Origin of the sequence: Clostridium sp. (genome assembly GCF_050717635.1) — a bacterium.
Taxonomy (GTDB): domain Bacteria; phylum Bacillota; class Clostridia; order Clostridiales; family Clostridiaceae; genus Clostridium_AD.
The window spans coordinates 110,311-132,531 of record NZ_JBOITO010000036.1; the positions used below are offsets into that span (position 1 = coordinate 110,311).

At 29.9% G+C, this 22,221-nt stretch carries 33 protein-coding genes; 3 read left to right on the forward strand and 30 right to left on the reverse strand.

The genetic code is table 11. The annotated features are described in order from the left end of the window. Nucleotides 1-5 precede the first annotated feature (5 nt). A complete protein-coding gene (locus ACREWB_RS16680; RefSeq protein WP_431548591.1) occupies nt 6-713 on the forward strand; it encodes an FTR1 family protein in 708 nt (235 codons plus the stop codon). A 107-nt stretch (nt 714-820) separates the two neighbouring features. On the opposite strand, the gene ACREWB_RS16685 is transcribed toward ACREWB_RS16680, so the two are convergent. Further along, entirely contained in the window at nt 821-1,768 is a 948-nt protein-coding gene (locus ACREWB_RS16685; protein WP_431548592.1) for an L-lactate dehydrogenase, read from the reverse strand. A 104-nt stretch (nt 1,769-1,872) separates the two neighbouring features. Beyond that, nucleotides 1,873-2,394, reverse strand: coding sequence for a GNAT family N-acetyltransferase (locus tag ACREWB_RS16690; RefSeq protein WP_431548593.1), 522 nt, complete (start codon nt 2,392-2,394; stop codon nt 1,873-1,875). A gap of 170 nt (nt 2,395-2,564) precedes the next feature. Here ACREWB_RS16690 and ACREWB_RS16695 point away from each other — a divergent pair, with 170 nt between their 5' ends. Continuing rightward, the gene (locus tag ACREWB_RS16695; protein ID WP_431548594.1) at nt 2,565-3,095 is read left to right on the forward strand and encodes a DUF5698 domain-containing protein; all 531 of its coding nucleotides are present in this window, start codon (nt 2,565-2,567) and stop codon (nt 3,093-3,095) included. Nucleotides 3,096-3,133: 38 nt separating this feature from the next. Here ACREWB_RS16695 and ACREWB_RS16700 read toward each other — a convergent pair whose 3' ends face one another. From ACREWB_RS16700 to ACREWB_RS16710, 3 genes are all read right to left on the reverse strand, one after another. Beyond that, a complete protein-coding gene (locus ACREWB_RS16700; RefSeq protein ID WP_431548595.1) occupies nt 3,134-4,690 on the reverse strand; it encodes a TFIIB-type zinc finger domain-containing protein in 1,557 nt (518 codons plus the stop codon). Between the two features lie 441 nt (nt 4,691-5,131). Further along, entirely contained in the window at nt 5,132-6,187 is a 1,056-nt protein-coding gene (locus ACREWB_RS16705) for a GNAT family N-acetyltransferase (protein WP_431548596.1), read from the reverse strand. 209 nt (nt 6,188-6,396) lie between these two features. Continuing rightward, complete coding sequence (locus ACREWB_RS16710; protein WP_431548597.1) at nt 6,397-7,059, reverse strand: Type 1 glutamine amidotransferase-like domain-containing protein; 663 nt, start codon at nt 7,057-7,059, stop codon at nt 6,397-6,399. Nucleotides 7,060-7,366: 307 nt separating this feature from the next. Here ACREWB_RS16710 and ACREWB_RS16715 point away from each other — a divergent pair, with 307 nt between their 5' ends. Beyond that, entirely contained in the window at nt 7,367-8,428 is a 1,062-nt protein-coding gene (locus tag ACREWB_RS16715) for an endonuclease/exonuclease/phosphatase family protein (protein WP_431548598.1), read from the forward strand. A gap of 67 nt (nt 8,429-8,495) precedes the next feature. Here the strand turns inward: ACREWB_RS16715 and ACREWB_RS16720 are convergent, their stop codons facing one another. From ACREWB_RS16720 to ACREWB_RS16840, 25 genes are all read right to left on the reverse strand, one after another. Next, nucleotides 8,496-9,188 carry a phosphoribosylanthranilate isomerase gene (locus tag ACREWB_RS16720; protein ID WP_431548599.1) on the reverse strand — a complete coding sequence of 231 codons (693 nt, stop codon included), beginning with the start codon at nt 9,186-9,188 and terminating at the stop codon, nt 8,496-8,498. 4 nt (nt 9,189-9,192) lie between these two features. Next, entirely contained in the window at nt 9,193-10,137 is a 945-nt protein-coding gene (locus tag ACREWB_RS16725; RefSeq protein WP_431548600.1) for a carbohydrate kinase family protein, read from the reverse strand. A 55-nt stretch (nt 10,138-10,192) separates the two neighbouring features. Next, nucleotides 10,193-10,642 (reverse strand): hypothetical protein, encoded by a 450-nt coding sequence (locus tag ACREWB_RS16730; protein ID WP_431548601.1) that lies wholly within the window; start codon nt 10,640-10,642, stop codon nt 10,193-10,195. A 102-nt stretch (nt 10,643-10,744) separates the two neighbouring features. Next, nucleotides 10,745-10,975, reverse strand: coding sequence for a hypothetical protein (locus ACREWB_RS16735; RefSeq protein ID WP_431548602.1), 231 nt, complete (start codon nt 10,973-10,975; stop codon nt 10,745-10,747). 172 nt (nt 10,976-11,147) lie between these two features. Beyond that, nucleotides 11,148-11,573 (reverse strand): hypothetical protein, encoded by a 426-nt coding sequence (locus ACREWB_RS16740; protein ID WP_431548603.1) that lies wholly within the window; start codon nt 11,571-11,573, stop codon nt 11,148-11,150. A gap of 200 nt (nt 11,574-11,773) precedes the next feature. Beyond that, a complete protein-coding gene (locus ACREWB_RS16745; RefSeq protein ID WP_431548604.1) occupies nt 11,774-11,950 on the reverse strand; it encodes a DUF6199 family natural product biosynthesis protein in 177 nt (58 codons plus the stop codon). A gap of 248 nt (nt 11,951-12,198) precedes the next feature. Then, nucleotides 12,199-12,516: a hypothetical protein gene (locus ACREWB_RS16750; protein WP_431548605.1), complete on the reverse strand. Its 318-nt coding sequence runs from the start codon at nt 12,514-12,516 to the stop codon at nt 12,199-12,201. A 383-nt stretch (nt 12,517-12,899) separates the two neighbouring features. Further along, nucleotides 12,900-13,133 (reverse strand): DUF1653 domain-containing protein, encoded by a 234-nt coding sequence (locus ACREWB_RS16755; RefSeq protein ID WP_431548606.1) that lies wholly within the window; start codon nt 13,131-13,133, stop codon nt 12,900-12,902. A 33-nt stretch (nt 13,134-13,166) separates the two neighbouring features. After that, nucleotides 13,167-13,343 (reverse strand): cytidine/deoxycytidylate deaminase family protein, encoded by a 177-nt coding sequence (locus ACREWB_RS16760; RefSeq protein WP_431548607.1) that lies wholly within the window; start codon nt 13,341-13,343, stop codon nt 13,167-13,169. 134 nt (nt 13,344-13,477) lie between these two features. Next, the gene (locus tag ACREWB_RS16765) at nt 13,478-14,470 is read right to left on the reverse strand and encodes a S66 family peptidase (protein WP_431548608.1); all 993 of its coding nucleotides are present in this window, start codon (nt 14,468-14,470) and stop codon (nt 13,478-13,480) included. A gap of 18 nt (nt 14,471-14,488) precedes the next feature. Continuing rightward, nucleotides 14,489-14,860 carry a GNAT family N-acetyltransferase gene (locus tag ACREWB_RS16770; protein WP_431548609.1) on the reverse strand — a complete coding sequence of 124 codons (372 nt, stop codon included), beginning with the start codon at nt 14,858-14,860 and terminating at the stop codon, nt 14,489-14,491. An 88-nt stretch (nt 14,861-14,948) separates the two neighbouring features. After that, nucleotides 14,949-15,095, reverse strand: a complete 147-nt coding sequence (locus tag ACREWB_RS16775; RefSeq protein WP_431548610.1) for a hypothetical protein — start codon at nt 15,093-15,095, stop codon at nt 14,949-14,951. Nucleotides 15,096-15,158: 63 nt separating this feature from the next. After that, the gene (locus ACREWB_RS16780) at nt 15,159-15,701 is read right to left on the reverse strand and encodes a GNAT family N-acetyltransferase (RefSeq protein ID WP_431548611.1); all 543 of its coding nucleotides are present in this window, start codon (nt 15,699-15,701) and stop codon (nt 15,159-15,161) included. Nucleotides 15,702-15,899: 198 nt separating this feature from the next. Next, complete coding sequence (locus ACREWB_RS16785) at nt 15,900-16,223, reverse strand: hypothetical protein (RefSeq protein WP_431548612.1); 324 nt, start codon at nt 16,221-16,223, stop codon at nt 15,900-15,902. Nucleotides 16,224-16,323: 100 nt separating this feature from the next. After that, nucleotides 16,324-16,707, reverse strand: coding sequence for a DUF2116 family Zn-ribbon domain-containing protein (locus tag ACREWB_RS16790; RefSeq protein WP_431548613.1), 384 nt, complete (start codon nt 16,705-16,707; stop codon nt 16,324-16,326). A gap of 440 nt (nt 16,708-17,147) precedes the next feature. Continuing rightward, nucleotides 17,148-17,348, reverse strand: coding sequence for a hypothetical protein (locus ACREWB_RS16795; RefSeq protein WP_431548614.1), 201 nt, complete (start codon nt 17,346-17,348; stop codon nt 17,148-17,150). Nucleotides 17,349-17,516: 168 nt separating this feature from the next. After that, a complete protein-coding gene (locus ACREWB_RS16800; RefSeq protein WP_431548615.1) occupies nt 17,517-17,936 on the reverse strand; it encodes an HIT family protein in 420 nt (139 codons plus the stop codon). Nucleotides 17,937-17,998: 62 nt separating this feature from the next. Next, on the reverse strand, nt 17,999-18,520 hold the full coding sequence (locus ACREWB_RS16805) for a hypothetical protein (protein WP_431548616.1): 522 nt from the start codon (nt 18,518-18,520) through the stop codon (nt 17,999-18,001). Nucleotides 18,521-18,896: 376 nt separating this feature from the next. After that, a complete protein-coding gene (locus ACREWB_RS16810; protein WP_431548617.1) occupies nt 18,897-19,280 on the reverse strand; it encodes a hypothetical protein in 384 nt (127 codons plus the stop codon). 158 nt (nt 19,281-19,438) lie between these two features. After that, the gene (locus tag ACREWB_RS16815) at nt 19,439-20,005 is read right to left on the reverse strand and encodes a P-loop nucleotide/nucleoside kinase family protein (protein WP_431548618.1); all 567 of its coding nucleotides are present in this window, start codon (nt 20,003-20,005) and stop codon (nt 19,439-19,441) included. 119 nt (nt 20,006-20,124) lie between these two features. Next, the gene (locus tag ACREWB_RS16820; RefSeq protein WP_431548619.1) at nt 20,125-20,274 is read right to left on the reverse strand and encodes a hypothetical protein; all 150 of its coding nucleotides are present in this window, start codon (nt 20,272-20,274) and stop codon (nt 20,125-20,127) included. Nucleotides 20,275-20,323: 49 nt separating this feature from the next. Further along, a complete protein-coding gene (locus tag ACREWB_RS16825) occupies nt 20,324-20,812 on the reverse strand; it encodes a hypothetical protein (protein ID WP_431548620.1) in 489 nt (162 codons plus the stop codon). Between the two features lie 99 nt (nt 20,813-20,911). Next, the gene (locus ACREWB_RS16830; protein ID WP_431548621.1) at nt 20,912-21,115 is read right to left on the reverse strand and encodes a hypothetical protein; all 204 of its coding nucleotides are present in this window, start codon (nt 21,113-21,115) and stop codon (nt 20,912-20,914) included. A gap of 108 nt (nt 21,116-21,223) precedes the next feature. Beyond that, nucleotides 21,224-21,484 carry a hypothetical protein gene (locus ACREWB_RS16835; RefSeq protein WP_431548622.1) on the reverse strand — a complete coding sequence of 87 codons (261 nt, stop codon included), beginning with the start codon at nt 21,482-21,484 and terminating at the stop codon, nt 21,224-21,226. Nucleotides 21,485-21,668: 184 nt separating this feature from the next. Next, complete coding sequence (locus ACREWB_RS16840) at nt 21,669-22,214, reverse strand: 2'-5' RNA ligase family protein (RefSeq protein ID WP_431548623.1); 546 nt, start codon at nt 22,212-22,214, stop codon at nt 21,669-21,671. Between the last annotated feature and the right edge of the window lie 7 nt (nt 22,215-22,221).

Consider the following 22,221-nt stretch of genomic DNA (forward strand, 5'->3'; position numbering starts at 1 on the left):
ATTTAATGTTTACACCTTTTATAATAAATTTAAGAGAAGGTATAGAAATTTTCTTGGTTATAATTCCTTTAATTGTTTATTTCAACAAAAACAAATTATACGGAATGAGTAAGAGTGCCTTGCTAGGTGGGACACTGGGAACCATTATTGCAGCTATACTTGGCATAATAATATTTTCACAAGTTGCACTATTAAACGGTCCTACAGGCGAATTATTTGATGGAATGCTCGGTGTAGTATTAGCTGCATTAATATTATATAGTTTAGTTATTTTAAGGAAAAATAAATCTTTTAACACTACCCCAAATCAACAATTTATTTCATTAAGTCAAAAGGGAGTCTTTATTCTTTCAGCTATAACATTTTTTAGAGAATTGTTAGAGGTAACATTATTTATTTTAACTAGCTCTTCAACTGGCTCTGTTTTATTATTGATAATTTCATCATTACTCGGCTTACTGTGTGCAGCTCTGATTGTTTATGTGGTATGTAGCAGAATTGCTAATATTAATATAGGAATAGTATATTACATTCTAAACCTATTCTTAATTGGACTCGGTGCATACTACTTTGGCGATGGCTTAGAAGTACTATTTGGTAATTATGTTCCTGATATTTTTAAAATGGGTATATTATTATACGCATTTCCTAGTTACTATATAATGATCAAGAAAGAATTGAAAATATATATAAATTCTAATAAAATAAAATAAATGATTATTTTAAAAAATGATGTTAATATTAAAATTTTTTTAAGAGAAGCTCAGAATCTGGGCTTCTCTTAATTAATTGTTTTTATTATTGTAGTTTTCTACGACTTTTATAAATCAGAATCTTTAATAACCGATTTTAATATATTAGAGGACTTTATTAACTTGGAATTTTCCTCATCACTTAGATTAACTTGCAATATTTTTTTTGCTCCTTCCCTACCTAAAATCGTTGGCACTCCCATATAAACATCTTCAATCCCATATTCACCTTTTAATAAAGTGGATATTGTAAGAATAGAGTTCTCATTTCTGAGTATTGCTTCAACTATCCTTTTTATGGCTAGTGCAACAGCATAATAGGTTGAACCCTTCTTTTGAATAACATTATATGCTGCTTCTTTTACCTCATTATATATACCAAACTTAAATTTTCCATCACATTTCTTACAAGCAATATTACAGTACTCATCTACTTTCATACCTGCAATACTTGTTAAACTCCAAGTAGCAATTTCTGAATCTCCATGTTCTCCCATTATATAAGTGTGTATATTCCTAGCATCCACCTCAAAGTGCTTACTAAGCATATATTTAAATCTAGAAGTATCCAAAACTGTACCAGATCCAATTACTCTATTGCTTGGAAATCCTGAAAGCTTATAAGTAATATAAGTTAATATATCCACAGGATTTGAAACTACTAATAAAATAGAATCAGGACTATATTTTACAATTTCAGGTACTATGGACTCATATATTTTTAAATTTTTAGAAATACAATCAAGCCTTGTATCCCCTGGTTTTGGACCAATTCCTGCTGTAATAATTACTATATCTGACTCTTTTGTATCAGAATATTCTCCAGAAGTTATATCTATAGGCTTTACAAATGGAGCACCATGGGATAAATCCATTGCCTCCCCTTCAGCTTTTTCTTTGTTTATATCTACAATTACGATTTCAGATGCAAGTCCACTAGTCATTAGTGCAAAAGCTGTAGTTGAGCCTACAAAGCCCGCTCCAATTATGGATATTTTATTTCCTTTAGTGTTCATAAAAAGACTTCCCTTCGTTTTAATATTATAACAATATTATATACTAAACGATAATCATTATCAAGTCGTCGTTTTATATTGTTTATTTGATTTTCAAATTTTCCTTACTTTATAAAATACACCATTAGATCTTCATCAAAATAAGTTTGTCCAATTTTCAACGCATTCTTTTCCAGTCCACATATTTGAAATCCAATTGAGGCGTACAATCCCTTTGCCTTCTGGTTGCTACTAACAACACCTAAACTAATTTGTTCTAACCCCTGTATAGACTTAGCTTTACTTATAAGTTCCACAAGTAGTAATCTACCAATGCCTGTTTGACGCAGTTGAGATACTACATACATACCCCATAAACTAGCTTTATGTTTCATTTTTGATCTTCTTTCTCTTCTAAGTCCTATCATCCCAACCAAATCATTATTTTCATCAAATGCCCCTAATATAAAATTGTCCTCTAAAGGTCCTATAAACTCAGTATTAAACTTTAGGATCAAGTTATTAATTGGAATGTTCAATTCTTCCTCATATGATGCACCAAATGCTTCTGGATTTTCCCTTAATCCTTTTAATCTTAAATCCCAAAATTGGGTTGCGTTAACCTTCGTAAGTACTTTTATCAACATATTTTATCTCCTTTATATGTACAGCGTTATCCCATAGGCCTTCTAATTTACTATTATTAATATTATACCAATACCTGTTAATAAATCATATAAGATTTCACTTTTTTCTTTCATAACAAAGGTATTTATGATATCTTATAGAAGTATATAATACAAAGGGAGATGTAAAAGTGGCAAGTGAAATTGGAATATGTATAATAATATTTTTGTGTAAAATCATAGAAGTGTCCTTTGCAACTGTTAGAATGGTACTTATAACAAAAGGTGAAAAAGTAAAAGGAGCCTTTGTAGCTTTCTTTGAAATAACAATATGGCTTCTAGTTTCTGCAAAAGTTCTAACTGGATTATCTGATTATCCAATAAGAGGTGTTATGTATGTACTCGGATTTGTAGTTGGAAATTATTTGGGTAGTTTAATCGAAGAAAAAATAGCCCTAGGAATTGTCACAGCTACTATAATTACAAACACAGCAAATAAGGATCTTATTGTAGCCAAATTAAAAGAGCTCGATATAGGATTTACTGTAATGCAAGCTCAAGGTCAAAAAGATGAGAATAAATTTATAGTTGCATATATGGCAAGAAAGAGAAAGAAAGTCCTTTTAAAAAAATTGAAAGAATTAGATATAAAATTCTTTATATCTATTAATGAATCAAGAGATGTTCATGGTGGATACGGACTTACTCGAAAGATAAAATAAAAGACCTATAATAGGTCTTTTATTTTTCTAATTTTTTATTAATTTTTAGCAGTTTTACTAAATTCCCTATAATTAGATGATTTTTCACCATCTAGCTTATCAAGTTTCCAATTGTATCCGTTATTGTCATCGTAAGCAAGAAAATATAACGCTACAAAAGCAATTGTTTTATCCTTTGAACCGTCTTTATAAATAATACTCCCATAAACATATTTTATGTTCTCAAGGCCTTTTTGAGACAACATTTCACCAGCTTTAAAGGTCTTAGCTTCTTCAGCTGTTATTTTATGATTTTTAGAAAATGGCCAAAATCCATTACTACCTTGAATTTCAGCATCGGTAATAGTTGATATTATTAATTCCTTAGGTACCTTACTTATTGTCCCACTATCCACTGTAGTTTTTGCCCCTTTTAATAATGTTATTTCGCTAAAGGATATAGGTAGTGTATACCCCGTTTCTAATACCATATTTATTTGTCCTGACACGTTTTCTCTCTTAGCAGTTACATATAATACTCCATTTTGCATATCTAATCTTTTGCCTGCTATACTAATACTCTTTGTGAAACTATCATTAACAGGAAAGCCTTTGCCTTCAAAGAAATTCGGATAGGTCACGGTTTCTTCCATTTGCTTACTTTTTATAGTTTTAATAATCTTTTCATCAGATAAATCTTTTGATAGTACCACTTCAAAGTCTTCAGCACTATTTTGCTCAATGGTTTTAATTTTCCAGACTTCATCTTCAAAAATAAGTTTACACTTAATTTTTCCTTTAGCTGCCAAAATACCACTGTCTATAGATGTATCTACTATAATCTCTTCTTTACCATTTCCAAAATCCGCAGTTCTTAAGGCTATTCCAAGAGTTTTAACCTCTTGCTCCCCTAATATTTTTTTGGTACCTGCAATAGGAATACTTAATTTTTTAAGTCCAGAAATGAACATCTTTTCATCCATTCCCACTACCGGTTTAAGTGATGTAACTCGCTCAAGTACAATTTTATCACTAACTTCCCAATAATTTTGACCTTCGTATGTATATGCTAGTGCTAACAATATCTTTGATTCAATAACACCATTGTTAAGTGTTAGCGCTACTTTTATATCTTCTTTAACCTTATCTTCATTTCTACTCTCTATTGTAAAACTTTTCATATAATCTTCACTTATTTTTATGGTTGTCCCCTTTGGAAGCGTTATTACTTTTCCTATCATATCTTCCTTTATTCTTGCTTCATCTACCGGTTTTACTATAAAAACATTGTATACAAGTAAGCCTATTCCTATAACCGCCAGCAGTGCTATTATTGGAATAATTACTTTCATTTCCACAAATGTTTTTTTAAAAGTGGCGAAAAACTTATCTCTTTTATCTTTTTTTATATCCTCGTCTGTTATTGCAGGCATATCTAAAGTATCCTGATGCATTGTTTCAGCTGCAACTATACTCTCAGCCTCTCCACTTTTAACTTCATTAGGAATTTGTTCAGTCTCCAAATCTGCCTTCTCTTCTATTTTCACTCCACAATACTGGCAAAAATTTAACCCACTAATTTTCGTAAATTCGTTTTTACAATTGTTGCAAATCATCTATTCCCTCCAAACATTTAACTTAAATAAAATGTTGTATCTAGTGTATTATATCTTGTTTTCAAATTATATTCAAACATAATACATTATACGAAAAAAGGAGTTAAATTAGAAATTGTTTGCTAATAAATTTAAGTGCAATTTTTTTATAAAATATGTATCCTAACCAAGCACCAAAAGTATTTTAAATTATATCATCAGTATCAAATGATCTACCGCCATTCCCTATATAGTAAGATAAAAGTTGAAGGATTTCTATGCTTAAAGAAAAAATTTAGAATGAAAAAACATTAAATACAATCTCCCTTTTAACTAAAAACTGACCTTTCCTTCGATTCTTGTAAATTGAAACTACTCTAACCAGTATCCATATAGGTAGAATAATTATAGATAAAAATTTAATTTCTAACAAAATACCCAATTAAAATCCCCCTTTAATATCTACTTTTTTAACTTCCACCAAATACATTCATCATCTTCTTTATAGCGTACCATTCCAAGCTTCTGTAGTAATTTATGTGAAGGTATATTGTTTTTTAATGTGTCTGCAATTACACATTTAACTTTAGAGTTTAAGAACATCCATTGTATAATTGAGTTTAACGCCTCGAGCATATATCCTTTACGTCTATAATCACTCTGCATGGCATAACCAACTACAACCTCCCCATCTTCATTAGGGTATCCCTTTACCATTATAGCTCCAATACTTCGATTTTCCCCATTCAAAATTATGATCCAAGTTGTATACCACATGAAATTAAGAGGATTATTTTGTACATCCTTTAATCTTATTTTATATACATTTTCTTCTTTAATACCGATGTTTTTATTAGTAATAGCTAAACCTAAATTTCTCTCCATTTTATTATAATTGTTTATGCATAGTTCAAGATTGTATTTATCTAAGGGTAAGACACTTAGCCTCTCTGTATTTAGCTTTACATATTCCCCCTTTAATATTGAATAATATTTACAATCTACTAGTGAACCAGTATTCATCCTATGTATCTTTCTTAAAGTACCTTCATATTTTAAACCACACTTTTCCATAACTCTTCCAGAGGCTAAATTATCTACATTATGACGTCCGGTTATGCGTTCAAACCCTACTTCTTTAAAAGCAAAATTAATAACCGCAGAAAAAGCTTCAGTTGTTATCCCTTTGTTCCAAAAGGCCTTACTTGTGCAATAGCCAATCTCACAGTTTTCAATATTATTGTCTATATTAAAAATTACAATAGACCCAACTACACTTCCATTTTCTTTTATCTCTATTGCCCAATTGTAATTTTCTCGGTTACTATATTCATCAATCCACATTTTAAGTGTTTTTTTACTTACTTCAATGTCACTGTGGGTTTGCCAAGAGACATATCTTGTAACCTCATCATCAGATGCCCAATTATTAAACATATCTGCCGCATCTTTCTCTTTAAATTGTCTCAATATAAGCCTTTGAGTTTCTATTGTTTTTGTTCCAGTATGTTTTAGCATGAAAAATCCCTCCTAGTTTTCTATACGATCATAGTGGACTCCACCTTTTGAAGTTATTAGACCAGAGAATTATTATGACGCATTTTAGGAATGTTGTGCAAGAAACTTACTGTAGATTATGCTTGTACTGTACGTGACCATGACCTTGCCTGTTGCAGAAGTTTAGCATAAAGAGATTAATTCAGTTAAGCCATAGCCACTCACCACAACTAAATCGTCTCATCCAACTTCTGAATCTTTGAGTTGGAAATTAAATATACATTGCCTAAAATGTCGATTTTATCTCCCTTTACACGTACAGCGCAGTCTTTGTTCGACGCATAAACATTCATTTCTTCTAATAAGGGAAATAGTTCGCCTTGAATCTGCGCAATGTTATTTTCAAGATCAAAATGAGACAGGACAGAAAAATCATCAAGGCCGATACCATCGTAAATAGAGCTTATTTCACCTTTATAGCCAGTATATTTCGAGTATAACCATTTAGCCGACATGTTTATCGCACCAGCGCTTGTTCCCATCACAACGGCTCTGCTTTTTTTAATCAAATCCGACAATTTATATTCAATTAAAAGACCGTTCTGTTCAACGACATTTCCACCCAACAAGAAAATGACCGAAGCATTTTGAATTAATTTTTGGGCCTCTTCCTTCTGTACGCCATAATCAATTAAATGATATTCATTAAACATAATGTTGGCCTGGTCAAGCCACGAGCGTTCAGTAGAACTAACTTCCTCATCTTCATGAAGAAATGGATTCGCGCTAATCATAACAAGCGATTTTCTATCAGTTATATCCTCATGCAACAACCTGACCAACTTCTCAAGAAAAACATCGTTAAACCAACCTAAATAATAGTGAGTTTTCATAAGCACCTCCGTAGTAAAGTTTATATAATATAAATAATCTGTAGTTCACTTACTCTACAAAGTTGTATATATCGTATTTGTTAGATATATACAACCTGTAAGAAAAAGTTATCATCATTAGTTGGTGAATGTTTTCGGAAAAATTCCATCCATTATAATCTACCAATTTAATAATATATTACCATAAAACACCACTAAAATAAAGATTAGGATAAAACTCCACAAACAATAAATGTAAATAAAGACATTTTAATTTGACATAGAATTTAGGTATTTCAAATATAATATATAAGAGGTGGGGGCTATTATGTTAAAAAAGTATCTTAAGCGTGTTTTACTTTTAGTGGGTGTACTAGTATTATTTTTGGTTCTGTATGTATTATTTATGATAATAACAGATTATAAGCCAAAGGAGATAACTCCTATAGCTATTGAAAATAATAAACAAGATAAAATCAATGTAAACCAAACACTTTCTCTATTAACTTACAATATTGGCTATGCCGGAATGGATGAAGGCCGAGATTTCTTTATGGATGGTGGAACTCAATCCCGATCAGAAAGCAAAGAAAAAACTTTAGAGAATTTAAAAGGCATGAATGAATTTATAAAAGATAGTAAAGCTTCCTTTATTTTTCTTCAGGAGGTAGATATTAATGCTACAAGAAGTTATCATATTAATGAATATGACTTTTTAAAAAGTAATTTATCCAACTATAACTCAAGTTTAGCTATTAACTATAAGTCACCTTGGGTGCCAATACCTATATTAAAACCACATGGGAAGGTTGAAGCAGGGCTAGTGACTTTTTCTAGTTATAAAATAGAAACTTCAAATAGATACGTACTTCCGGGCGTAGAAAATTGGTTTAAGCAGTTAGGAGACCTAGATAGGTGTTTCATGGAGTCAAGAATTTCTGTAGATGACGGGAAGGATTTAATATTAGTTAATTTACATCCTTCAGCTTATGACAAAGGTGGACTTGTAAGAAAGCAGCAACTTGGATACTTGAAAAATTATATTTCAGCTGAATACCATAAAGGAAATTACTTAATAGTAGGGGGCGACTGGAATCATCTTATTCCAGGTACAGATCCAAGTTTGTTTAAAACTACAGAGACTTGGCCGGAATGGCTTCAAAAGATACCAGAAGATTTTACACCAGAGGGTTTTAAGTGGATAGCAGACAAAACAATACCAACTACAAGAACGGATGCAACTAGTTATGTAAAAGATGAAAATTTTTCTGCAGTAATTGATGGTTTTTTAGTTTCACCAAATATTGAAATAGAAAATGTTAAAGGCTATGCACTAGAATTTAAATATACGGACCATAACCCAGTAAAAATAGAGTTTAAACTTAAATAATAAAGCCTTATCTTGGTGATATATCTCACACAAGATAAGGTTTTTCACTCAAACAATAGCTTCCATTTTATAAACCTAATTCTTCAGAAATCTTATTTGATCTTTCACAAAATTCTTTTACTTTTGGAATGTCTTTTTCCATTACACCATCATTGTATTTATGGCTTGTCTTAGTTAAAGAATCTACACCATAAGGTTTTACCTGTTTGATACATTCTTCTACATTGTCCGGTCCTAAACCTCCCGCAATAATAACTGGTATATTTACAGATCTTACAATCTCTGCATCAATGTCCCAATCGTGTGTCATGCCGCTTGCCCCGATACCTGTATCTGCTGCTAGTCCTGAATCTGTTAAGATATAATCACAGAATTTCGAATATTCTTTTGCACGTTCTATAGCGCAAGGTCCGTCCACAAGAACCGCTTGCATAAGTTCAACACCTGGGCATTCTTTATGTAACCTTTTGGCGAATGCTGCATCAGCTGTAAATTCCATACCCGCAATATGCAGAATATCCGGCTTTACTCTGTTTGCAATGAAAATCATTTCATCTGGGTCTGTATTTAGCATAATAGCTACACATTTTACACCACGTTTTTTTGCTTCATCGAAGATACGATCAACAACATCAAACGGAACACGATGAGCTGGTACCCCTCCGCTCTGCATAGGTACCAGGCCAATATGGTCTGCACCAGCATTCATAGTTGCAACACTTTCATTGTAGTTTACTAAAGAATATATTTGATTTTTCATATTTTTACACCTCTTCAGAAAATTTTTCTGCTCTTTCTAATATATTTTTAATACTTAAATTTGGAGATACCGACTGGGTAGCTTCTACAGTTAAACTTGCTGCTGCCTGGGTCAATAGCCCTACTCTTTTTAATGACATTGTATTATCGTACTTAAAACGTGCCCAAGTTATGGTCGCCATATTACAATCACCAGCTCCATTTACACTCACTACATGTGAATTCAAAATTGGAATACAATACACTTCTCCTTCTCTTGAACACAAGATTCCCTTTGCCCCTAAAGATATAAATACATTCTTTACTCCCTTTTGATGTAAAACTCCGGCTGCTTCTTTAGCGGTTTCAGTATCAACAATTTTAACTCCTGATAAAATACTTGCTTCTAATTCATTAGGTTTAAAAGTATCAATCTTATCTAAAATATTTTCAAATCTATTAACTTTAGCAATAGAAACTGGATCTGCGAAAATTGGCACAGTACAATGCTTCGCAAGCCACTCGATAGATTCTTTTGGAATATTTCCATCAAGCACACAAATGGATGCTCCGTTAATGAAGTTTATACGTCTCTCCAAGAATTCCGGAGTAATATTTTCAGTAATTTTCATATCATTAACCGCTGTGACCATATCTCCTTTCTCATCTGTGACATATAAATAAGTCGAGCTTTTGGTATTAAAAATACATTCAGCATAATCCAAGTGAATGTCATACTTTTTACACTCCTCAGATAAAAACTTTCCAAAATAATCATCCCCATAGACTGTTACCAAATATGTAGGAACATCTAATTTTGCTAAGTTATGAGCAATATTCTGTCCTACTCCACCTACTGTCATCTGAATGTTTCCGATATTCGAATCTTTTTCCCTATATATATCTCTAGACAAGCCTGCTATATCTAAATTCAGCCCCCCTATAACTACTACATATTTTCCTATTACCATCTCTATACCTCCAGACCTTTATGAATAAACTATAACATAATTTCTTTTACTCTTTTTATCTTATCTTAACTATTTCACCTGGTAAATTCTCAAGCAACAAAGTAATAATTCTATCATAGTCCTCTATTTTATAATAATGAATATCTTCGTATGAAGCGCGCTCAATAAATGATACCTTTACATCATTTTTCAGAGATACTTGTACATTTTTCAAGTTGTTCCACTTTCCAGAACCAAAGTAGCGTATAGTGTTAAAACCTTTACGTGTGATTCCTTTTTTAGCCCATGTCAAAATTAAAGAGACCACTCCTAAAATTCCTAGTATGATATGAACCCATGTTTTAGCATATAAATAAGTAATTTCCAGTATCACCATAATACTAATTACTAGAAATATAATGTCCATTGTTTGTTTCCTTGCTGGAATGATTAAATCTCTTATGTCTTTTATACAATCTACAATAATTATAATAAAAAATAAAAATATTAATCCACCATAAACCATATTTATCCCCTTCTTAAGTAATATTATAACATAAACACATTAAATAAAATAAAAAAATAGAGGTAATTTAACCTCTATTTCCACTGATCTAATATAAGTTTTTTATTCTATTGAGGAAATGCTCATAGTTGCTCTATGGCACTTCAATAACTCACCACTATTCACATCAACAAAGTAAGCATATTCAACGAATGGCTGCCCATCACCGTCCATCGTATATACATGATAATCTTTACCTTCAATATTTCTTTCTGAGTCATAAGTAATTTTAACCTTAGATGTTACGATGTCTAAGCCCTCTTCTTTGGATATCTTATAGTTAGATGTCTCCATAAAAATTCCTCCCTTTTGCGCTTCCATACTAATTATACCATATTTATTAAATTTAAACAAATTATAACTCTTTCCAAATATCATATTTCATGCTTAAAAAAGTGTATGAAAAAACACACATTTCTACCGATTTAATACCAGTAAAACGTGTGTCAATTTTTATAAGAGTTTCTTATTTATATTTTTCAATATATTCTAAAAGCGCCATGCTAACCAAATCTATACTTTTATACTCTTTATATTGCTCTGCAAAATCTTTAAACTGCGTTAAAACATCTGAATACAGTCTAATAGTAGTCGTCGTCTTAAATTCTCCGTTAATAATATCTTCATTAATTTTTAATTCCTCTGTTTGAGGTATATCAATTATAATTTTACAATCTGTTATTTGCTTCTCTGTTTCTATTTCTCTTTCAATTTTATCCGCTACTTTTTTCTGTTCCACTACAAAATCATAAGCTGAATCGATAGCTTCCTCTATGCTATCGGAATTAAAGCTAATGCAAGGTATTTCGTCATCTAAAGTCAAACAAAATCTAGAACTTGATTGGATTTTCACCTTATATCCTGCATCTATAAGTTTTTCTAATTTATTCATCCTTCACACCCCTTTTTTAAAATATTTTCAAACTTCTTTTGGTGTTATATTCTTCAGTTTTTACCCTAATATTTATAAGCTTATTATGCCACATTATATATATATTATGTTTTATAATCATAATCTTCTTATATATAAACCCATAATCAGGATTTTCTTACTTCCTGCATTGCTTCTATTGTATACTTTAAATAGTAGTATTAAAACTTTCCTAATAAGACTAATACAACTAAAATAACCCCTATAAATCTACCGACATATTTAGCAGCTTCACTCGGTTCTGTACCCTCTTTAATCATCCATCCTCTCCCAAACATAAAAGTTTGTTTTGGAAATATAATCATTAAAATACCTAAAATTAATATAATAATATTCATATTATTCCCCCTCTTACTTAAATTCTTTTAGCTTTGCCATGTATATATCTTTATATTTATCAAATAAAAACACCTTTCCATTTGTCAAAATAAAGTACACTTCACATTTACAAATTTCATTCATATAATAGAACTATTTTATTTTCATGACCTTATCATTAATTTCTTTGTCTGTTAATTTATAATCCTTTGGAGTTAACCACAGTTCATACACATGCTTATCTATTTCATACATGAATATTACTTTTTCAGCAGAGATATTTTTTTCTTTTAGAACTTTCATTACTGCTTTTGTATTGAATATAAGAATCCAAAATATTTTTTATTTTGAAGTCTTTTGAAATCGGGAAATAGATTTCGTCATTTAAGCAAGTCACATTTGCATAATAGTTACCATAAATAATATCAATTTTTGTAGCACCTACTTTAAATGACAGTTCTGGATATTTTGTATCCAGATATTTTGTAAACTCACTTCTTATACTCAAGAGAAAAATAAATGCGATTACTATAACCACGAGGATTATTCCCCCGACATTTATCAATGTAACTCTATTTTTATCCATAAAGCACCCCCAAAATCTCACACCCACATTTAAGTGAATGCTATCCTTATATATTAAATATTACCATACAACAAAAAATAACTCCATGTAGTTTTAGTCGTTATGCTATATATGTATTCCGATTTAAACAAAAAACAAAAAAAGACTGGCTAAATTACACCAGTCAATTATTATATTCATGTTTATATATTTAAATTAAAGGGGGACTCTAATTTAAAAAATCATTTAATAGCTATTTGCTATATATTTATACTAACAATTCTTTATGTCATCATGATGTCGAAAACAAAAATAAATTGTAAATTTAAATTAAAATCTCCTTCTTCCATATTAACTTATCTTAATTTTGCTAAGCATCTCAATACTGTGATTAATTAATTCAACTAATTCAATTTTTCCTTAATCTCTTCAAATCTATTTACTATATTTCCATAAACTTCTTTTTCCTCTAAAAACATATTTAATGGTCTAACCCATATTCCTTTTTCGCCATAAAGGGCCTGGTAAACCACCATATCTTCAAGAGTTTCTGAGTGTTTTGCTACATAAAGTACCAAATACTCATTCCCTTTAAAGTGTCTATATTTTTTCCCTGTTTTTATTTCTCTATGATTCATTTATCATGTACCCCCTAAACTTTATTATGCTATTTATTCTGAAACAAAATAAGCAAACGGTAAAAGATTTACTCCTGTGTAAATCTTTCCATTTTTACACCTAACTGCTACAGCAACTGTATGATTATATTTTATACTATCATAGTTCTTTTTTATGGTTTCAGAAGCTTTTTCAATCAACTCTAAGTCTTTTTCTATTAAATCTTCCACTTAATTTCCCCTCCTATAAATTCAATCACAGTGATAGTCCTTTATACAACGCTTTTCTTAATATCTTTCAGGTTGTGAGTACAGTGCTATGAGATTAACTCAAAATGGATGTTTTATATAAAATGTTGCTTCACCTAATTACCAATAATAGTTATTTTCTTATTTGTAGCGTCAAGCTCAATCTCACATCCTATTGGTAAAGTCATCATTGGATGCGTATGACAGCAATCAAAATCTGCAATGAATGGCAATATCTTATCTCCCAATACTTCTAATAGTATTTCATATGGTTTTCTGCCAGTCTTCATGTCATCAAATAATTCATGTTTCCCGAGTATAATTCCAGAAATTCTATCAAATACACCATTTACTTTTAGAAATGAAAAACTTCTTTCAATCGTTGCAGAATCTTTTAAAGAATCTTCTATAAAAAGTATATCTCCATTCTTTATTTCAGGCATGTATTTACTACCCCATATACCCTGCATTGTATTCAAATTCCCACCTATTACTCGGCCTCTGACATTGCCCCCGTAGACTGTAATCCATTGATTTTTTCTTTTTTCTTTGCTCCTATCTTGTGTTTCAAAGTTAATGTGTTCATCTGTCCAGTATTCAGGAGTTTCAAAGACATAAGGAATTTTCATCTTATCCATAGTGATTTCTTTGAAATACTTATAAGTAGAATCAACAAATGGTGGTAATTCTCCAAATGAAGCCACCAATGCAGGTCCATAGTATGTAGTTAATCCTGTTTGTGCATATATTGCAAGTAAAATTGCTGTAACATCTGAATATCCTATTATTATCTTTGGGTTTCTTTTAAATTCATTATAATCTATATAAGAAAGAATTGAATTTGAGTTCATTCCCCCTATTGTAGCCATAATACATTTTACTTCTGGGTTTCTAATTAAATTATTTAATTCCTCTGCCCTTTGCATAATACTTCCAGACCTGTAGAAGTCATATTTTCCAGTTAGGCTTCCCTCTATCAGTTTAAAACCCTTTCTCTGTAAATATTTCTTGGCTCTTTCGAACCTAATCGGGCATGAATATGTTATAGGCGATGATGGTGAAAAAATACCAATGGAATCACCCGATTTTATTTTTGTTATGTTATTCATTTTGTCCCCCCATTTCAATTATTGAATTACTGAATTAATAAGTTCCCAGTAAATCAAATCGTGGTCCCTACTAATTTCCCTCATACCAACCTTTTCCAATGTTCGTGCAGATGGTTTATTGCTAATCAAACAATCTGCACGTATATATTTAACACTATCTTGAAAACTTAGCCAATTCATAATAGCTTTTAATGCCTCAAAAGCAAGACCATTTCCTCTTTCCCGCTCTACTAACCCAAATCCAACTTCACCTTTTACATTAGGTTTTCCATGAAACCCTATATCACCAACTACTTGCATATTGTCTTTTTTTACAATCATCCAAAATTCAAATCCACTTGGTTTCTTATCCTTTTCTAATGACTCATTTATAATAGGCAAAATATCCAAAGTGTCTTTTGTAGGCCAATTTTTATCTGTTTTTATTCCGAGTTTCTCAATTTCTTCACTGCTTCCCTCTAATAGAGATTTAGTTATTTCAAGTGTTACAGCTCAATGCTGCCATCGAACCAGTTATAATTTCAGGTTCACTTATATGCTTCCAATCTTTATCCTCATAATCGCTATTTATTGTTCCATCCCTATCTATAAATGCAACCTTCTTCTTATCCCTCCTTAAAAACATTCAAGCATTGTAGATTGTGTCTAAACCCTATTAATTTTTTACTTGCATATTCTAAAGTAAAAGTCATTTTATTCCTTCATCAAGTGGTGGACATTCTTCTCTTAAAATAGAAAAAAATTGTACATCGTGATATTTTCCTCGAGCAAACATTGCTTTTCGCATTGTACCTTCATACACATAGCCACATTTTTCTGCAATTATTCTACTTGGTACATTCCCACTAAAAAGACGAATTCCCAATCTGTTTATTGGTTTTAATTCAAAAATATATGCAGAAAATAATCTCAAAGCTTCTGTTGCATACCCTTTACCTCTATTCTTTTGTTTATGTATTTGACATCCAATCTCATAACCTTCGAACCCTTTTACACCCTTAAAAAACACTATATGTCCTAATATGTCATTTGCATTATCTGTAATTAACATTTTCCCATAATCTTCTTGCCAAAATCCATTATCATTATAATACTTTTTATATACAATTTCTGCACTTAATTCTATACCCAGATATTCTCCTCTCTCTGTTAAATTATTCGCCAATATATTTATTTCAGCAATATCCTCTTGTTTTACTAATCTTAAATTAATTTTTTTACCTTGAATCATAGCTGTTCATCCCCTTTTCAATGAAGTATATTATAGATAAAAATGAATAAGTATTACTTAAACCTAATTACGCATCAATTTCTATGACGCTTAAAATATAATTGTTTATAAATCGTATATATAATTAATTCACTACTTTAGGAAAAAACGTAAACTCACAATTGATCATAGAACAAATTTATGGATATATTATATTTCTTAATCATTTATTCGTTTAATGTATTTTCTCCTGTTTCGTGAAATAACTCCAATTATTAATGGTAGTAGCATTATTCCAAAAGTACTAATAACGGTGAGCCAACCATTTATGAATAGCAATACAGTACCTAATACTATGTAATAAATTCCAATTCCATAAAATATCATTCTGGAGTACTTAATATAATTTATTTCATCAATTACTTTATATTTTTTTATTTTAGGCATTATAATTTTTAGAGATAAATGTTTACCAACCAATATAGAGATGATGCCTAACAAAATGAATCCAATCTTCGCTAAATAATATACCAATTCCTCCATAAACTATCCTCCTCAAATTTAGTGCGTCATATAATGCAATGATTCATCAATCATAGCATTGTGATAGCGAACAATATGTTAAACATGCAAGCAAACTTATTTAAAGTAATATTTGAGGATTACAATAACAAATAAAACTTCCTATCAATAATGACAATCCTAAAAGTCTAATAATTAAGATTGTTTTCTTAATCCCTAATTTAATAAATGTTTCAGAAGTCGCAAACGGCAACACAATAATAGTTCCACTTAATATCATAATTCCTATACATGCTATTGATATACCTAACTGTAAGTTTGTAATAGTAATTATTGAGCCAACTAACGCAACTATTACATTTATGGCTATTAATGTAGTAAATAAGACCTTGTGCTTTTTAAAGGAGCTCTGAAATTTGTTAAAGTAATTTTCGCATTTATCATCACAATAAGTTTTATCATTAATTATTAGTTTATTACAATAAGCACATTTTTTGTTACCCACTTTCTTACTCCTTTCCATTAGATTTCCACAAAATTATTTTTCACCTTTACTTCATCTAAAAATACAAATACCCACTAACTAAGGAATTAACTTAATAGGTCTTTTATGAAAATTGTCAAATAACTGTGAAAACATATAATGCATAATTGGCAGATTATATCTTTGTTATATCAACAAAATATTTTCCATTTCCAGTATCAACGATTTTACCCTTACTCACAAGTCGTGAAAAAATAAATCTTTGATTAACTCAAATGCTTGAAGGTTTCACAGCATGATTTTCGTCAACTGCTCCTGCCTTCAAAAATCTTTTTATAATGATAATCTTTCTAATAATTGGCATTGGTATTAGTATCATAATAAATTCCTGCCTGATAATACAAATAATGGTTACTACGCCCTATTAGAATGTTACGAACCAAACGTAATTGTCAATTAAGCTAATTTTTATCCTTTTTTTCTGCTTTCTTTTTAGATGCTTCTGCAATTACTATATTTGAGCAAAAAATAACAATCATACAACAAAAATTAACGATGGTTGAACTATTCATGCCATGAAATAAAATATTAATAACGGAAATCAGCATAGCAATTACTGATACAATTATTCCAAACTTAGAAACTTTAGAATAATTCTTCATATTGTAACCCCCATTTTTTATTAATTTTAAATCTATTAGTAATATTGATACTAAGCTTTATTTTACAATTGCTCATTAATCGTAGTTTTGCGATAGTTGAACAATATACGAATATTGTATAGTAATTTTATAATTAAAATATTAATAAATTTTCTTTTGCTAACAATATTATAGTTCTTGTAATATTACTTTTAATTTTTCTTTTACAACATCTAAACTCTTTTTATTATCAATACTTTTGCAAGTCCATCCAAATTCATCATCTGTATACCTTGGAAATATATGCATATGATAATGACCAAAATCAGTAAATAGCCCTCCATTTTGCATAATTGTATATCCACCAGGATTAAATGCTTTTTTTATAACCTTAGTAAGTTTTATAGATAATTTGGTAATTCTTAATAAAGTTTCATCATCTAAATCATCAATATCATGATAATGTTCTTTAGGCACTATCAATACATGTCCTTCGTTTATAGGGTCTATATCTAAAAAACAACACACAAGTTCATCTTCATAAATAATATTTGAAGGTTCTTCTTTGTTTACTATTTTACAAAACACGCAACCTTTATGTTTCATCATCATCATTCCCCCCAGTATGGTTAATTTATTTCTATTTTATTTATTTTTGGTATAACTAAAAATTAGTCTGTTCTAATGATAAACGCATATTCACATTCATTTTCTCCCCAAGTAGCAATCATTCTAAAACCTCTAATGTCAGTTTTACCTTCTACATAATATGAACTTAAACCAGATGCCAGGTGTTTCTTTATTTCAAAAGAACATTTACCATCTTTTAGTTCAACTGGAATGTTAATTATTAATTTATCGGAGTATATCTGGTTTCCGTTTTCATCAATTAAAATATCCTTTATAGTAAATTTGCTTGGAGGATTGTTCATGAAACTAATTGTAGCAGTGTTGCCAATTTCAATATATGGAATCTCACTTTTCGAACCTTTCTTTAAAATTGTTTGAAATGTATCTTCCCTATCATACATAGCACCTTTCCATTTATTTTTTGCAACAATATAGTCTAATTGCTTTTCTCCAACAGTTATTGTTAATTTTGAAGGTTCTTGTGTAGGTTTAGTGGTAGCACACCCAATCATCAAAATGCTCATTAATAATACTAATGTAATAGCAACTATTAATTTTTTCATATTAATCAGCCCCTCTTATTTTTATCGTAAAGGAAAGTGGTTACTTTGAGATAAAAGAACATTAAAAATTAATAAGAAATTTATGCCTCGCCATAGTATTTTGCAAAATAGAAAATTCCTTTTTTTCTAACTATATAACTTTGTTGAGATGTCCCTGTTGCTTCACTATATGGAGGTATAACTAATTCATAACAACGAGCATTTTCAGTTTTAAGTAAATTACTATCTATCCTATTATGTAATTCATCATCATTTATTGGTGTTATAAACGCTATAATAGGATGGCCACTAATTTAAGTTTTTTAATTTTTTTTAATTCTTTGATCATGTCTGTTTTTACCAAATTTATTCCCCCTAAATGTTCATGTACTAATATTTATAATTTATTATCAGTTCCCATTTCTTGTATCAGCTTTTGAACATATTTATTCAATCCTTTTGGTAAGTACATTGGAGTTCCTATTTTTTCTTTTATTTTTTCTAAATTACCATAATCTTTATCTTTATACATACCAATAATAGCCCAATCGTTATTAAAATCAATCCATAGTTCACATGAGCCATCTAACTGTTCTTCTTTAGGAACTTCTGTCCAATTATAATTTTTACACATGTCCCTAATTTTCTTCATCACATTCTCATCTGTAATATCAATTTCTGCTCCATCATTCGTGGAGATAGTGATTTTATCTGAATTCATTTCAAACATTCCAGTTCCTAATCCCCCTTTTACACCACAACCGCTAACCATAACTGCCAATAATACTGTAATCAGAATTAGTTTATATTGTCTTTTTATCTTTCACACCTCCTAAAAATGGTATAATAAGTATATCTCTTCGCCTTAGATTACGATTCTTCACCTATAGCAGAAATACGATTGATTCACTATTTACGAATATTATGACTGCTTTATTTTTACAAATTAATATTTTCTATTATTTCATCATAAATTTCTTGCAGTCTAATATCTTCAAATTCTGTTGTATCTACATCTATATTTATACAATTATCTATTTTTAATTTAAAGTTCTTATTTGTAACTCTTTTCTTAAATTCATCAAGTCCACCTATCTGAATAATATGCCCTGGATGTCTTTTCCCTGAATTATCACGTTCAATATATCTTTTATATAATATTTCTTCTGGTGCATGACAATATAATTGTAATATTTTATAGTTATATTTCATTTTTAAGTCAGAGAAAACTTTTGTTGCAAATTTATCTTCAAAATTACCTTCAACAATGAAATCCTTGCCAGTTTGACATAACTTTTCAACAAATAGATATGAAAGTTTAAAACTTGTTATTCCTAATTGCACTCCCCATTCTTCATCTTTAGTATCTAAACAATCAAAAAGTAATTCTTTAATTTCATCTTTATTTATTAAAGGTAGGTTAAATTTATTTGCTAATTTCTTACTTAATATTGTTTTGCCTGTAGCAGATGTACCTGTAACTATTATAATTAATCTTTCCCCCACTGAAATCGCCCCCACTATTATATTCAAGGTTAGCTATAAATACGTCAGAGATTAGACTTCTTCACCTATCGCACAAGTACGATTGATGAACTATTTGCGAATATTGTGTATCGCTAAGATTATCTTGAATTCTTATTAATATATATGTTGAGTGCTTGAATCCCCTTGAATGATACACTAATAACTGCAATATAAGTCATCATTCTAAGTATAGACTCAATAATAGAAATGAAGCCGATAGCCCCAAATAAACCGTTTGGATTACTCATTGGATTATTCTCCTCCTTTAAATATTAATTTGTATTTTCTAAACTGAACTTACTTCTTCATGAGAAATTCTTCTTTATAATTCATGTTATTATATAGATTTCTTAATTCCTCGATAACTTTTGTGTCTGTGTATTTATATGCAAATTTAGTTGTTTCATTGTCTTTATAATTGAATACATAAATTTGTTTTTCTGATACATCTATTTGATATATATAATTCTTTGCCATTTCAGTATTATCAATTAAGGATATTGTAAAGTCGGATTCTTTTTCCTTTTGATTGCTTTCTATACAACTTATCGTTTTTAGGTACTTAGCTATGTTTTGTATATCTCGTGAGTCAGTAACCATTTTACTCCTGCCCAACTCTTTTTCGCTACTCGTAATTGTTAGGTTTGAGAATTCGATTCTTTTAGTTAAATCTATTGGAATATCTTTAAATGGCTTTATTGTTTGCGTACTATCTGGTTTAGCACATCCAGTATATAACAATATTATGCAGGAAATAATAACAATAAAAATACACCTTTTTTTCAAAATATCCTCCCCCTTTTATCTGATAAGTATCATCCACTTACGATATATGAAGAATTTAACAACAATCTGAAGCAACCTAATTTTAAACTTCATATATGCTTATTTTGTTAAGTTTCTTACATTTTCTAAATCTTCCGTATAAAGTTCAATATACCCACACTTTGGGCAAACAGAAGCCTTCGCTTTTATCCTCTTCATCAGCCCCTTTGGGAATCTGTTTGCGAGTTGCAATTCACTTCCCATACTACTCAACATATTAAGCCCTTCAACCATTTCACAGTTGCATCTCAAACATTTTCTCATAATTATTCCCCCTAATTAATGAATAACCGTTAGTTCGTCTTTAAACTAGTATAAAATATGGATTGTAGCAGGTTGCATCTTACAAATGGCATTCTTGTGCTTCCTGACCTATAGTATAATTTTTTTCATTTTATGCTTATAAAGTTCTACTGTTTCATGATAATCCATAATAATTCCTTCTTCTCTGACAAAATTTCCATAGCCTCTCGGCTCTCCTTTTAATCGTGGTAAAAGTTGAAAATGTAAGTGATTCCTTTTACCGTCACATATTGTACACATATACACTTTTTCTGCACTGATAATTTCTTTATGAAGTTTAATTATTGCATCTGCTATTTTTTCATTCTCGGACATTGTTTTAACATACAAGTTAACTCCTCCTTTCATAATATAAAATTATACTACCTCTCATTATTCTACTATTCTTCATCTATATCAGAAGTACACTCGATGCACTATTTACAAAAAAAACGAATTAATAAATTAACTGTACATTGGTTTTTATAAAATAAATAAAAGCCACTCCTAAATCATACTTTAGTACAACATTAATTTACTTATTACTTAAATCTACTTCAACCTCAATAATAGAATCTTCATTTTCATCAATAATTTCTACAGAAATTTTATCTACAATTGTGGTAAATTCTTCTTTAATAAGTTCAGTATCCTTAAATGCTATATTTAAATCTTCTTTTGAAGTAAAACTACCTATTGTCATATGAGGCATAAATGTTTTATCGCTTAACCAATCAGGTTTATAGTTTTGTAAGATTCCTTTATATAATTTTCTACTCAGTTCCTTTATTTGTTCATTACCTTGCTTTATGTCTAAAAATAGATACATACCTAAAGGGTTATCAATTTTTACTATTTCCTGTAAAGTCAATCTAAACTGTCTTGTTCCATCAAGTGCTTTCTTCAAATGTTCCTTAATTTCAATTGATGTAAGACTACTGTCAAAAGTAAACACTAAAGTAATGTGTGGTCTAACGTGATTTGCAATTGGGTCATATTTCTCTCTTATTTCATTTATAATATTAACATTTCCAAACTGTGGAAATATCATTATGGTTCTTTTCTTGATATTATAATTCATCTTAATC